At 63.0% G+C, this 13,564-nt stretch carries 12 protein-coding genes; 7 read left to right on the top strand and 5 right to left on the bottom strand.

The features are described from left to right. Positions 1-184 precede the first annotated feature (184 nt). The 5 genes from PMI24_RS08495 to PMI24_RS08515 all read right to left on the bottom strand — a co-directional run bounded on the left by PMI24_RS08495 (position 185) and on the right by PMI24_RS08515 (position 5,743). The gene (locus PMI24_RS08495) at positions 185-427 is read right to left on the bottom strand and encodes a DUF1652 domain-containing protein (protein WP_007952841.1); all 243 of its coding nucleotides are present in this window, start codon (positions 425-427) and stop codon (positions 185-187) included. 179 nt (positions 428-606) lie between these two features. After that, complete coding sequence (locus PMI24_RS08500) at positions 607-2,097, bottom strand: helix-turn-helix transcriptional regulator (protein ID WP_007952843.1); 1,491 nt, start codon at positions 2,095-2,097, stop codon at positions 607-609. 77 nt (positions 2,098-2,174) lie between these two features. Beyond that, a complete protein-coding gene (locus PMI24_RS08505) occupies positions 2,175-3,065 on the bottom strand; it encodes a LysR family transcriptional regulator (protein ID WP_007952844.1) in 891 nt (296 codons plus the stop codon). Between the two features lie 6 nt (positions 3,066-3,071). Beyond that, positions 3,072-5,279 (bottom strand): xanthine dehydrogenase family protein molybdopterin-binding subunit, encoded by a 2,208-nt coding sequence (locus tag PMI24_RS08510; protein WP_007952846.1) that lies wholly within the window; start codon positions 5,277-5,279, stop codon positions 3,072-3,074. Beyond that, positions 5,279-5,743 carry a (2Fe-2S)-binding protein gene (locus tag PMI24_RS08515; protein ID WP_007952847.1) on the bottom strand — a complete coding sequence of 155 codons (465 nt, stop codon included), beginning with the start codon at positions 5,741-5,743 and terminating at the stop codon, positions 5,279-5,281. Before PMI24_RS08515 ends, PMI24_RS08510 begins: the two co-directional genes overlap by 1 nt. Before the next feature lie 118 nt (positions 5,744-5,861). Here PMI24_RS08515 and PMI24_RS08520 point away from each other — a divergent pair, with 118 nt between their 5' ends. The 7 genes from PMI24_RS08520 to PMI24_RS08550 all read left to right on the top strand — a co-directional run bounded on the left by PMI24_RS08520 (position 5,862) and on the right by PMI24_RS08550 (position 13,561). After that, entirely contained in the window at positions 5,862-6,752 is an 891-nt protein-coding gene (locus PMI24_RS08520; RefSeq protein ID WP_007952849.1) for a LysR substrate-binding domain-containing protein, read from the top strand. A gap of 229 nt (positions 6,753-6,981) precedes the next feature. Continuing rightward, positions 6,982-7,911, top strand: a complete 930-nt coding sequence (locus tag PMI24_RS08525; protein ID WP_007952852.1) for an amidohydrolase family protein — start codon at positions 6,982-6,984, stop codon at positions 7,909-7,911. Positions 7,912-7,915: 4 nt separating this feature from the next. Further along, positions 7,916-8,821 (top strand): amidohydrolase family protein, encoded by a 906-nt coding sequence (locus PMI24_RS08530; RefSeq protein WP_007952854.1) that lies wholly within the window; start codon positions 7,916-7,918, stop codon positions 8,819-8,821. A gap of 146 nt (positions 8,822-8,967) precedes the next feature. After that, positions 8,968-10,353 (top strand): UbiD family decarboxylase, encoded by a 1,386-nt coding sequence (locus PMI24_RS08535; RefSeq protein WP_007952855.1) that lies wholly within the window; start codon positions 8,968-8,970, stop codon positions 10,351-10,353. Between the two features lie 11 nt (positions 10,354-10,364). Beyond that, positions 10,365-10,979, top strand: a complete 615-nt coding sequence (locus tag PMI24_RS08540; RefSeq protein ID WP_007952857.1) for a UbiX family flavin prenyltransferase — start codon at positions 10,365-10,367, stop codon at positions 10,977-10,979. Positions 10,980-11,058: 79 nt separating this feature from the next. After that, entirely contained in the window at positions 11,059-12,114 is a 1,056-nt protein-coding gene (locus PMI24_RS08545; RefSeq protein ID WP_007952859.1) for a CobW family GTP-binding protein, read from the top strand. 91 nt (positions 12,115-12,205) lie between these two features. Further along, positions 12,206-13,561 (top strand): nucleobase:cation symporter-2 family protein, encoded by a 1,356-nt coding sequence (locus PMI24_RS08550; protein ID WP_007952866.1) that lies wholly within the window; start codon positions 12,206-12,208, stop codon positions 13,559-13,561. The last annotated feature ends 3 nt before the right edge of the window (positions 13,562-13,564 follow it).

Consider the following 13,564-nt stretch of genomic DNA (forward strand, 5'->3'; position numbering starts at 1 on the left):
GGAGGTGCAGCGAAGCAAACCGTAGGCGATGCCCCCGGATCAATCCCGGAGCGAAGGAACCCCGAGCCTCAGCGAGGGGCCGTACGTCAGGGTAAAGCCTTTTGGGTTACCTTTTCGGCGTTTGGAAAAGGTGACTCGCCGTAAGGGCGAAACCGCCAGCCGCAGCACCCGAAAAAACGGATATTCACCCAGGCGACCGCAAAGAATTACTCTGAAGCTCATACCGCAACTCATCAACCAACGCATCAACCGCCTCATCCGTCCGCAAGGCACCAAGACTCAACCCACTAATCACCAGATCCACCCGCCCCGAAACCGGCTCATACAACTTCACCGTAAGCGAATGATCCCCATCCACCACACACTCACAAGCCAACGGCGAAAAACTACGCTCAAGCCGAGCCCGCAACTGCGCCAGATAAATCATCGCGCCAGCTCCACACAACCAGACTCAACAACCAACAACACATTCATAAAGGGCTGATCCATTAGCAGGTTCCAAAAAGACACGATCACCAAAAAAATGCATCGCACCTCACCAGACTAAGAACACCCCGCCCGATCAAACACCCGAATTTGCACCCCATGAACTAGTGCATTTGCACCTTACCGCTGCCCCCGGCCGCCCCCCGAAAACAACCCACGCTCCCGAGCCCAGACAATCGCCTCACTGCGACTGTGCACATCCAGCTTCGAATACACCGTCGCCACATGATTGCGCACCGTGTTCGGCGCCAGCTTCAACCGCGCAGCAATCTCCTTGTCCGCCAGCCCCTCACAGATCAACCCGAGCACATCACGTTCGCGAGCCGTCAAATCAGTGAACGACACACTCGGCAACTGCGGCGAGTTGACCTTCTTCACATTGGCCAGCTTTTCGATCAGCGTCCGGCTGAACCACGACGCATCCTTCATCACCTCTTCAATCGCCGCCACCAGCTCAAGCTCGGTGCGCTTGCGCTCGGTGATGTCCATCAGCACCAGCAGATAGCAAACGGCATCCTGAATGTTGACGGTATCAGCGGACACCGCGCACTCCAGCAGCTCGGCGTCTTTCCTGCGGATCCGCATATCGACGCGGTCAACGCGGCCGGTCTTCTCCAGCGCCGCCAGCAACCGGGCGCGCTCCGCCGGTTCATCGATGAAGTCCAGTTGCGCGACGGTCTTGCCGAGCACGTCGTCGCTCTCGTAAGCGAGGGTATCGAGGAAGGCCTGATTGACGTCGATCAGCCGCTGCTCGTCGGCGCTGCAAATCAGGATCGGCACCGGTGTCAGGCGAAAGGCCTTGGCGAATCGTTCCTCACTCTGGCGCAGCGCAACTTCGGCCTTGTGCCGGGGCTCCATGTCGACAAAGGAAAACAGCATGCAGTCCTCGTCATTGAGCACCAGCGGCTGCCCCGCGACGATCACCTGCTTGCTGCCACCGTCCGGCAGACGCAATTCAGCCTGCATCTGCGGAATGGTCGCAACATCGCGCAGGCGCTGGATCGCCAGGTCCTTGCGCTCGGCCTGTTCGAGAATATCCAGCTCATAGGTCGAGGCGCCGATCACTTGATCGCGGGTGTAGCCGGTCATTTCCAGGAACCCCGGATTGACCTTGATATAACGCAAGTCGCTGAGACGGCAGATCACCGCCGGCGCCGGGTTGGCATTGAAGGTTTTTTCGAAGCGCTGTTCGGCGTTGGCCCAGTCGGTGACGTCACTCATGATCAGCACCAGCGACTCGATGTCGCCGTCGCGATCGGTCAGCACCATGCTGCGCACGCTGTGCACCCAGGTGCGCTCCTCGTCACTGTTCGGGGTGACTTCGACCAGCACGTCGCTGAAGGTTTCGCCGGCGGCCACGCGGCTGATCGGGTATTGCTCCGGTGTCAGCGTGTGGTTGTTGCGATAGCGCAGGTTGAAGCGCTCGACGTATTCCCCTGCGTTGTTGCCCAGCTCGCCGATCCGGCTGACGCCATGCATCGCCAGCGCCGCCTCGTTGGCCCAGAGAATCGTCTGGTCGAGTTCCAGCAGAATCACCCCGTCGGACAGCCCGGCAATAATCTGCTGCAATTGACGGCGATTGGTTTCGGTGGTCAGGACGTCCCGGCTCATTGGTTCTCCACAAGTTCGCGCATGTGAAGTTTACGACCGCAGGCCGTTGTGATCGTGCCGGGCAACTTTGCCCCTGATTACCGCGATGTGTGATCGACCAGCTCGCGCAGCGTATCGAGAAACAGCTTGAGCACCGGCGAGGCATCGTCCGCTCGATAAGTCGCGTACAGCGGCACTTGCGGCAGCGCCGGGGTCAGGCGCCGGAACACCAACCCGGCGGGAGCCAACTGCTCGATCGATGCGGGTAACAGCGCCACGCCAAACCCGGCGCGAACCAGACTGAGCAAGGTCTGCACCTCGATCACCTGCTGACGGATCTGCGGGGTGAACCCGGCCTGAATGCAGCACTGATAGAGAAAATTGGCGAACCGCGATTGCTTCAGTTCCAGCGCCACAAACGGCTCCTGCGCCAGATCAGCCGGCGCCAGCACCTCGCGCCGGGCCAGCGGGTGATCCTGCGGCATCACCACATGGATCGGCTCATGGATCAGCAATTCATTGCGCAACTGCGGGTCGTCATAACCGACGCGGAACACGCAGGCGTCGATGCGTTTTTCCTTCAACGCCTTGACCTGCGCCGCCGGGGTCATCTCATGCAGACGCCAGGTGACCTGCGGATAGCGTTCGCGAAACAGGTGCAGCGCCTTGGGCAGCACGCCGACCATCACTGAACTGATCATGCCGATTTCCAGCTCACCGAGCTGCCCGCGCCCGGTCTGGCGGGTCAGGTCCAGCGCCCGCTCGAGTTGTTCGAACACCAGCGGCGCCTGCTCCTTGAGCATCTGCCCCGCCGCTGTCAGCTCGACCCGGTGATGGCTGCGCTCGAACAGCGGCGTGCCGAGTTCTTCCTCCAGCAAACGGATCTGCTGGCTCAGCGGCGGCTGGCAGATGTGCAGCCGTTCGGCGGCACGGCCGAAGTGCAGCTCATCGGCCAGCGCCATGAAGTACCGCAGCAAACGCAGGTCCATGGCGGCTTACCCCAGGTTCAGTGGCGTGGAACGCTGACGCACCCCGGTCAGGCTGAACAGCGCATTGGCAATCGCCGGGACCACCGACGGACTGCCCAGCTCTCCCACGCCACCCGGTTTGTCCGGCTGGCCGTCGAGCACGAGGATGTCCACCGGCGGCATGTCCGACATGCGCGTGACGCGATAGTCGTGGAAATTGCTCTGCATCACTCTGCCCTGCTGGATGTCGAGGCGATCGAACAGCGCGTGACCGAGGCCCCACATCAGCCCGCCATAGATCTGTTCCTCGACCCCGCCGGGCGACACCGCCAGACCGCAATCGACCACACAGGTCAGCTTCTCGACCCGCGCCTTGCCATCCACTTTCGCGACCTGCGCTACTACGGCGATGAAACTGGTGTAGCCCTGATTGGTGGCGATCCCCAGCGCCGTGTCCGGCGGCAGCTTCTGGCCCCAACCGGCGCGTTCGGCGGCCTGCTTCAACACCGCCACATGCCGTGGCCGTTCCTGCATGTTGGCCAGCCGGAACGCCAGCGGATCTTCACCGGCCGCGTGGGCCAGTTCATCCATGAAGCTTTCCACGGCGAACACGTTGGGAATGAAACTCACCGAGCGATACCAGCCGCTGGGCACGTTGCTTTCATGCTTGACCCAGTTCAGTTCGAGATGCGGTGGACGGTAGGCGAAGTCCCACGCGGTGATTGCTTCGGTGGTGCTGTAATCCATGTGATCCGGCCGCTCGAAATAGCCCGGCTCCCACTGCTCCGGCGAGGCTGGTGACACCGCATGCAGTTGCAACGCCGTGAGTTTGCCCTGGGCATCCAGTGCGCCCCTCGCCCGATGAAGGGTGGCCGGGTGATTGAACAGTGCGTGCATTTCGTCTTCGCGGCTGTTGAGCAGTTTCACCGGCACACCGGTCTTCTGCGCCAGATACGCGACCTCGAACAACCAGTATTTGGCTTCCCGCGCACCGAAGCTGCCGCCGGAAACCAATTCATGGATGGTGACCTTGTCCTTGCCGATGCCGCACACGGTCCGCGCCGCTTCCAGCGCCGACGACGGCACCTGCACACCGCCCCAGTAGGTGATCGCCTTGTCCTTGACCTGCGCGGTGATGCAGATCGGTTCCAGCGGGTTTTGCACCTTGTAGGGCATCGTGTAATCGGCTTCGAGCAGCTTCGCAGCACCTGGCCATTGTGCGGCGACATCGCCCTGGGCCATGGCTTTGACGGTTTGCGTTGCCGGGTCGCTGATCGCCGCGATCTGCGCTTTACTCAGCTCGGCGCTGTCGAAACCGGCCAGCGGCGAGTCGCTCCATTTGATCTCCAGCAACTGGCGGCCCTGTTGCGCGGCCCAGAACGTTTCGGCCAGCACCGCGACGCCTTCGAGGTTGCCGCCAAGCACGTCCGGCCGGCCCGGAACCGCGATCACCTTGCGCACGCCCGGCACCTGCAACGCGGCCGCCGAATCCACGGCGACAACCTTCGCGCCCACCACAGATGCGCGCTGAATCACTGCCACCAGCATCCCCGGCAACTGCACGTCGATGCTGTACTTGAAACGCCCACAGACCTTGGCTGCCGCATCGCGTTTGTGGCGCAACTTGCCGATGTATTTGAACTGCGCCGGATCCTTCAGCGTGACGTTCGTCGGTGCTGGCAGATGCGCCGCCGCGCCGGCCAGTTCGCCGTAGCCGAGGCTGCGTTTGCTCGACGCATGCACGACCCGGCCTTCTTCGGTGGCGCAGCTGTCGGGGCTGACTTTCCACTGCTGCGCCGCTGCACTGATCAGTAGCGCTCGAGCCGTGGCGCCGGCCATGCGCAGGCGATCGTACTCCAGAGAAACGCTGGTGCTGCCGCCGGTGGAAAAGACTTTCCACACCGGATGAATGTAGGTTTCGAAGAACGGATCTTCCGGGGTGATGACCTGCACCGTCATCGGGTTCACGTCCAGTTCCTCGGCCACGCACGCGGCCAAAGCCGTCTGAGTACCGGTGCCGGAATCGTGCTTGTGCACCACCAGTTTCACCGTGCCATCGGGCAGCACGCGCACCCAGGCGTTGGGTTCGAATTCAGTGGTCGAGGTTTTCGGCTCACTCGCCGCCGCACCGGAAGGCAGGTACAGCGCAATCGCCAGCCCGGACGCCACCGTCACCGCCTGCTTGAGGAACACCCGGCGCGAGGGTTCATGAAGAGTGCCGTCGATGAGGCTCATCACGCCTCCTTCGGCGCATTCGCCGCACGCTTGATCGCCTTGTTGATGCGCCCGTAAGTGCCGCAGCGGCAGATATTCCCGGACATCGCGTTGCGGATCGAGTCGTCGTTGACCGGTGCGCCGGTGTTGAGCAGCGCGGCTGCCGACATGATCTGCCCGGATTGACAGTAGCCGCATTGCGGCACATCTTCGGCGACCCAGGCCAGTTGCAGCGGATGGTTTTCGTTGGGCGACAGCCCCTCGATGGTGGTGATGCTGTGGCCCGCGACGGCGGCCAGCGGCAACTGGCAGGAACGCACCGCGACGCCGTTCAGGTGCACGGTGCAGGCACCGCACAGGCCCATGCCGCAACCGAACTTGGTGCCGGTGAGTTTCAACTTATCACGCAACACCCATAACAAGGGCATGGAGGGGGACGCCTCATCCAGCTCGCGTCGTTCGCCGTTAACCGTGAATGCAATCATTGTCAGGCTCCAAAAGAGCGGCCCGTCTTTGTGCGGGCCTGGTGACCGATTATTGGAACCCCCGGCAACGCGCGGCCAGCGACGATTTCTGCCAACCGGTGTAAGCAGGACTAACAACATGTACAAGCGATACCCGTCGGTGCAGTCCATGAGCGCGTTCATCCACGCGGCGCGCAGCGGCAGTTTTTCCAGCGCCGCGCGCAAGCTCGACCTGACCCACAGCGCGATCAGCCAGCAGATCCGCGCCCTGGAAGACTTCATCGGCCAGCCGCTGTTCGTGCGCGAAGGCGGCGGCAGCAACCTGACCGATGCCGGGCAGCTGTTTGCCAGCGTGCTGTCGGATGGGCTGGCGCAGATTGATCGCGCCCTGTCCTCGGTGAAGAACCGCAGCGTGGCCCAGCGTCTGACCCTGGATGTCGACAGCGAACTGGCGCAGAGCTGGCTCAATCCGCGCTTGCCGCAGTTGCTCGATGGCTTGCCGGATTACGAAGTGACAATCCTGTCGATGCCGCGCAGTGATCGCAGCACGTTCGAACGGGTGGATTTGTCGTTGCGCTATGGCTATGGCGATTGGGACGATTGCGAGATGACCCAGATTTGTGGGGATCGGGTGTTGGCGGTGGCGTCCCCGGCGTTGCTGGAGCGGCAGGGTTTGCAGCTGCCTTTGAGCCCGGCGCAGATTCTTGAGTTGCCACTGTTGGGGTATACGCGCAGGTCGTGGATTCCGTGGCTGGATGCGGCCGGGATGACACCGACCGAACCGCCGGCACGGGTGATTTTTGATAATGCGGCGAATCTGATTGCGGCGGCTGAAGCGGGTGTCGGTGCGGGGCTGGTGCGTGGATTATTGGCTGCCGATGCGTTGCGCAGCGGGCGGCTGGTGGCGTTGAACGAGGCGCAGATTGCGGCGCATTACAATCTTTATGCGGTGTGGCCGCATGGGCAGGCTGAGCGGGTGGCACCTGTTGTTGAAGTGATCAAGCAGTTGGCCATGCAAACACTTCACTGACGCCATCGCTGGCAAGCCTATATCGAACAAGTATCACCACCCCACCCAATTAATATTGTACGAACCCTCCCCCGCCTTCCAATACTCGCTTCAAGCAACCACCCACCCGGGCCGGATGCGAACAGGCGAGGGAATGCGCGAGTGCTGCGCATAGAAACGGCCGATTGCCCGGGACGTGGATGCTGTGAGCCGCAAGGCTCCCTTCCCCGCTATCAGGAGATCGACTTCAATGATCATCGATATCAGCTGCTATCCCACGGATCTCGTGGACCTCGCCTGGAGGCATGACGGTGACCCGTTCACCGGCGAGCGTCTGCTGGAGATGATGGATGGCCCGTACATGGTCAACGGCAAGCCTCGCCGCATCGACAAAGCCTTCATCCAGCCGCCGCAGGGCAACACCATCTACACCTGGACCGACGGCGAACTGTCGGGCCGCGAATCCATCGACGCCTACATGGCCTACACCTTGAAAATGGTCCAGACCTACCCGGACCGTTTCATCGGCTGCTTCGTCTACAACCCGCGCTGCGGCGTGGAAAACGGCGTCGAGGCGATCGAGCGCTACGTCAAGGAACACGGTTTCAAGATGGTGCAGATGCAGGCCAACATGCACGCCTACCGTCCCGACCGTGCGCTGGACTGGGTGCGTCCGGCCTTCGAGAAATGCGCCGAGCTGGGCATTCCGGTCAAGCTGCACACCGGCGACGGGCCTTACAGCATCCCGTCGGAATGGGTGCCGATGATCAAGGAGTTCCCCAACGTCGATTTCATCATGGCCCACTTCGGTGTGCAGACCGGCGGCGTCTACGTGTTCGAACCGATGCAGTGGGCGATGGAGCTGCCCAACGTCTACTGCGAATCCGGCTGGTGCCTGCAATCGCGGATCGTCGAGTTCGCCAAAGTCCTGCCGACCCACAAGATCCTGTTCGGCACCGACACCCCGCCGAACGAACCGGGCATGTGGCTGCGCCTGCTCGAAGTGCTCTGCCACGAGCCGCCGCAGGGCCTGAACCTCGACGAGGACACCCTCGAAGACTACCTGGGCAACAACACCGCACGGATGATCGGCCTCGAGCCGTCCCCGCCGCCGCGTTCCGTTTCCGAAGCAGAGGCGCAACTCAAGCGCCCCGTCACCACCCAACTGGCCAGGAGCTGAACCGATGATCATCGACACCCATCTGCACCCCACCAACCTGGTCGACGAGGCCTGGCGCCACACCGGCGAACCGTTCACCGGCGAGCGCATGCTCAAGCTGATGGACGGCCCGTACATGATCAACGGCAAGCCGCGCCGGATCGACATGGGCTTCATCCAGCCGCCACCGGGCAACACCGGTTATCGCGACGGCAACCGCCGTGGCCGCGAGGGCGTGCGTGACTACATGTCGTATGTCGCCGAGCTGTGCGTGAAGTACCCGGACCGCTTCATCGGCAACTTCAACTTCAACCCGCGCTGGGGACCGGAAAACGGTGCGGCAGAGCTGGAATTCCACATCAAGGAATACGGCTTCAAGATGCTCAAGCTGCACGCCAACATGCACGGCTATCGCCCGGATCGCGCACTCGACTGGCTGCGTCCGGCGATGAAGGTCTGCGCCAAGTACAACATCGTGGTGCTGATCCACACCGGCGACGGCCCGTACACCATTCCGACGATGTTCTACCCGATCATCCGCGAGTTCCCGATGGTCAATTTCATCATCGGTCACTTCGGCATCCAGACCGGGGGCAACTACTCGTTCGAGGCGTTCTGGATGGCGATGGACACGCCAAACGTGTACTGCGAATCCGGCTGGTGCTTCCAGTCGCGGATCGTCGAGTTCGCCAAGGAGCTGCCGCGCAACAAGATCGTGTTCGGCACCGACTCGCCGCCGAACGAACCGGGCATGTGGCTGCGCGAGCTGGAAGTGCTGTGCTCGCCGGCGCCGCAGGGCCTGGGGATCGACGAGGATCACCTTGAGGATTACCTGGGCAACAACATCGCCCGGTTGTGCGGGATCGAACCGACCCCGCCGCCCAAGGATCTGGCCGAGGCGGACATTCGTCTGACCACGACCTATCTCTAAACAGGGTCTGACCCGGCTTCAACCCAGCCACACAGCGACTTTACAGGCGCGAAGATGACCCGGCGTTCGCTCGACCGGCAGGCCAACGGCTTGTCGATCGAACGCCAGCCTCACCCCTGCGTGCCTGCTTTTTACGAGGTGAAACCATGACCCGTTCGACGCTCGGCGACTCTCAGGATTTTCACGTATTCATCGATGCCTATCGCCGCCAGTACCCGGACGATGTGCTGACCATCACCCAACCCCTTTCTGCCGATCAGGACGTCACCGCCCTGGTCGATGCCCTCGCCACTCAGGGCCGCCATCCGCTGCTGATCTGCGAAAACGTCGGCAACCTCGGCGTGCCGGTGGCGACCAATCTGTTCGCCTCTCGCCAACGTATCGCCCGGCTGTTCGGCGTCAGTGCCGCGCAGTTGCACGAAACCTTTCAGACCCGCGCCAACCAGCCAATCGCGCCGCGCTACGTCGAAACCGGCCCGGTGCTCGACGAAGTCTTCGAAGGCGAAGCGCTGGACCTGGCGCTGCTGCCGATGCTCAAGCATTTCGACAGTGATCGCGGCCCGTACATCACCAACGCGATCATCATCGCCGAGGACCCGCAGACCGGCATCGCCAACATGAGCTACCACCGCTCGATGCGCCATGCCCGTCAGGCGTTAGCCACCAGCCTGCACTCGCGCGGGCACCTGTGGCGGATGTTGCAGACCGCCCGCGAACGCGGCGAAGAACTGCGCGTGGCGATGGTGGTCGGCGCACACCCGCTGTTCATGCTCGCCGCCGCTGCACGCCTGCCCTATGGCAGCGATGAACGCGCGGTGGCCGGCGGGCTGTTCGGTGCGCCGCTGGAACTGGTGAAGACCCCGCGCTACGGCATCGGCGTGCCGGCTTACGCCGAGTTTGTACTCGAAGGCGCGATAGACCCGACGGCCTATGCCGAAGAAGGTCCGTTCGGCGAATTCAGCGGCTATTCCTCGGATCGCTCGACCAACAACGTGCTGCGCGTCGACACCCTGTTGCGGCGCAAGGACGCGTGGCTGGTGGACGTGATGGGCGGGCGCTACGCCGAGCACCTGACACTGGCGCGGCTGCCCCGTGAAGCGGAAATGAGCGAGAAACTCAAGGCACGCTTCCCCGCCGTCACCGCCGTGCATTACCCGAACTCCGGCACGCATTTTCATTGCTACGTGGCGCTGGATCAGAGCCGTGACGGCGAGGCCCGGCAGATCATGCTGGCCTTGCTCGGCTGGGATCCGTACCTGAAAACCGTGATCGCGGTGGACAGCGATATCGACCTCACCGACGACAGCCAGGTGCTGTGGGCACTGGCCACGCATTTCCAGCCGCACCTCGACATCTTCACCATCGACGGTTTGCCCGGCAGCCCGCTGGACCCGTCGTCCTCGGTCAATGGCACCACGTCGCGCATGGGCCTGGATGCCACGCGCGGTTCGGGGTTCGACGGGATCAAGGCACAGCTCGACCAGGACGTGCTCGAACGCGCGCGGCAACTGCTTGAAGGTCTGCCATCGTGAACCGTCAGCGGATGGTGGTCGGCATCAGCGGCGCGTCCGGCTTCATCTACGGCGTGCGCCTGCTGGAGTTGCTGGCCGAACTGAACATCGAAAGCCATCTGGTCATCAGCCGCGCCGCGCTGCTGACCATGGCCCACGAAACCGACTACAAACTGGCGGACGTCACCGCCCTCGCCAGCCACTACCACCGCGCCGATGACGTGGCCGCCGGGATTGCCAGCGGCTCGTTCCGCTGCCTGGGCATGGTGGTTGCGCCGTGTTCAATGAGGACGCTGGCGGAGATCGCCACCGGCACGTCATCGGGGCTGATCGGCCGCGCCGCCGACGTCACCCTCAAGGAGCGCCGCACCCTGGTGCTGATGGCCCGCGAAACCCCGCTGACCCTCGCCCACCTGCGCAACATGACTGCCGTCACCGAGATGGGCGGGATCATCGCCCCGCCGGTCCCGGCCTTCTACGCCCGGCCCGACAGCCTGGCGCAAATGGTCGACCACAGCCTCGGCCGCATCCTCGACCTGTTCGGCCTCGATGCCGGCGTCGCCCGACGATGGCGAGAACACACAGAACCCTGTGGGAGCGAGCTTGCTCGCGATGGCGGTGGATCAGTCGCCATCACCGCTAATTGACACACCGCCTTCGCGAGCAAGCTCGCTCCCACAAAAAAGCTTCATCTGCACCGGTCAGTCCATCACCAAGGAGCCTCACATGAACACCCCATTCAACACCCCGACCCCGAACACCAAAATCCCGGTCACCATCCTCACCGGGTTCCTCGGTGCCGGCAAAACCACCCTGCTCAACTACATCCTCAAGGAGAACCACGGTCGCAAGATCGCGGTGATCGAAAACGAGTTCGGTGAGGTCGGCATCGACGGCGATCTGGTGCTCAGTTCCGAGACCGAAGAGATCTACGAAATGGTCAACGGCTGCGTCTGCTGCACCGCCGAAGTCCGCGAGGATCTGGTGCGCATCGTCCGCGAACTGGTGGCGCGTCCGGTGCGGCTCGATCACATCCTGATCGAAACCAGCGGCCTCGCCGACCCGTACCCGGTGGCCCAGAGTTTCTTCATCAACGACCCGATCGCCGAGGAAGTCGAACTCGACGCCATCGTGACCATGGTCGATGCCAAACACATCGCCCAGCACCTGGAAGATCTGCAACTGGACGGCGTCGACAATCAGGCCGTGGATCAGATCGTCTGCGCCGACCGCATCGTCATCAACAAGGTCGATCTGGTCAGCGCTGAAGAGGTGGAAACCCTGCGCGGCAAGATCCGCGGATTGAACGCCACGGCAGATCTTGTGACCTCGACCCATGCACAAATCGACCTGTCGAAAATCCTCGGCATCGGCGCCTTTGAATGCACGCAGAAGCTGATGGAAATCGGCGCGGATCAGCACGATCACGATCACGATCACCACGACCATGACCATCACGCTGAAGAGCCCGACCACGAGCACGACCCGAGCGTCTCGTCCGTGGGCATCGCCGTGGACGGCGCCGTCAACCTGATGGCGTTCCACCGCTGGATCAGCGAATTGCGCAGCGCCCAGGCCGACAACCTGTACCGCATGAAAGGCGTGCTGGCGGTGGCCAACGAAGACCAGCGCTACGTGCTGCAAGGCGTGCACAGCCTGGTGGAGTTCCGCGCCTCGACCGCGTGGGGCTCAGAGCCGCGCTCGAGCAAGATCGTGTTCATCGGCCGCGACCTGGATCGGGCGGCACTGAACCAGGGCTTCGCCGCCTGCCTGGCCGGCTGAAACCCGGCATCGGAGCCGGTGGATGGCGGTTCCGGGCACACAGAACGAATACCCCTCTGTACCGAATAACAACAGCTAGAGGTGATTCCCCATGTCGTCAGCCAGTTCCTCCTCCACCGTCCACCCTGTCGACCGCGTCCTGCCGGTGCGACAGATGCTCACCCTCGGCCTGCAGCACATGGCCGTCTCGTACATCGGCGCCATCGCCGTGCCGTTGATTGTCGCCAGCGCCCTGAAGATGTCCCATGCCGACACGGTGGTGCTGATCAGCACCACGCTGTTCTGCTCCGGCATCGCCACCCTGTTGCAGACCGTCGGTTTCTGGAAATTCGGCGTGCGCCTGCCGATTCTGCAAGGCGTGGCGTTCAGCAGCGTGGGTCCGGTGATCGCCATCGGCAGCAACCCGGAGGTGGGATTCGCCGGGGTCTGCGGGGCGGTGATCGGTGCGGGGATTTTCACCATGTTGATCGCGCCGTTCGTAGGCCGCTTGCGACGGTTTTTCCCGCCGGTGGTGACCGGCTGCATCGTCACGGTGATCGGTTTGCAGCTGTTCCCGATTGCCTATGAATGGGTCGGCGGCGGGCGCAACGCGAGCAACTTTGGCGCGCCGGCGTTTCTCGCCGTGGCGGTGGTGGTGCTGCTGACCATTCTGCTGGTCAACCGTTATGGCAGCCCGTTGCTGCGCAACATGGCGGTGCTGGTGGGGATGCTGGTGGGCGCCGGTCTGGCTTACGGCCTGGGCATGGGCAACTTTCACAGCGTCGAGGACGCGCCGTGGCTGACCGTGCCCTACCCGTTCTATTTCGGTTTGCCGACCTTCAGCCTGATCCCCATCGCCACCATGGTGGTGGTGATGATCGTGCAGATGGTCGAGTCCATGGGGCTGTTCGTGGCCATCGGCGACATCGTCGACAAACCGGTGGAAGACAAACAGGTGATCAACGGCCTGCGCGCCAATGGCCTGGCCAGCACCATCGCCGGAATGTTCGCCGCGTTTCCGTTCATTGCTTTCATGGAGAACGTCGGGCTGGTGATCCTGACCGGCGTGCGCAGCCGCTGGGTGGTGGCGATCAGCGGTCTGCTGATGTGCTCGATTGCGCTGGTGCCCAAGGCCGGGGCGATCATCGCCTCGATGCCGACCGCCGCACTGGGCGGTGCCGGCATCGCCATGTTCGGCGTGGTTGCAGCGGCCGGGATCCAGACCCTGGCCAAGGTCGACTACGAGCGCAATCGCTACAACGTGCTGATCGTCGGTTTCACCATCGCCGCCGCCCTGGTGCCGGTGCTCGCCCCGACCCTGTTCAAACAACTGCCCGAGTGGTCACAGCCGTTCCTGCACAGCAGCGTGGTCATCGCCTGCCTGGTGTCGGTGCTGCTCAACGCGGCGCTCAACGGCGTCAGCGTGCCAGAAACCACACCCGGCAAATCCGCCTCGCACATCCTCTGACTG

The sequence above is a fragment of the Pseudomonas sp. GM25 genome (genome assembly GCF_000282255.1).
GTDB classification, from domain to species: Bacteria; Pseudomonadota; Gammaproteobacteria; order Pseudomonadales; family Pseudomonadaceae; genus Aquipseudomonas; species Aquipseudomonas aphyarum.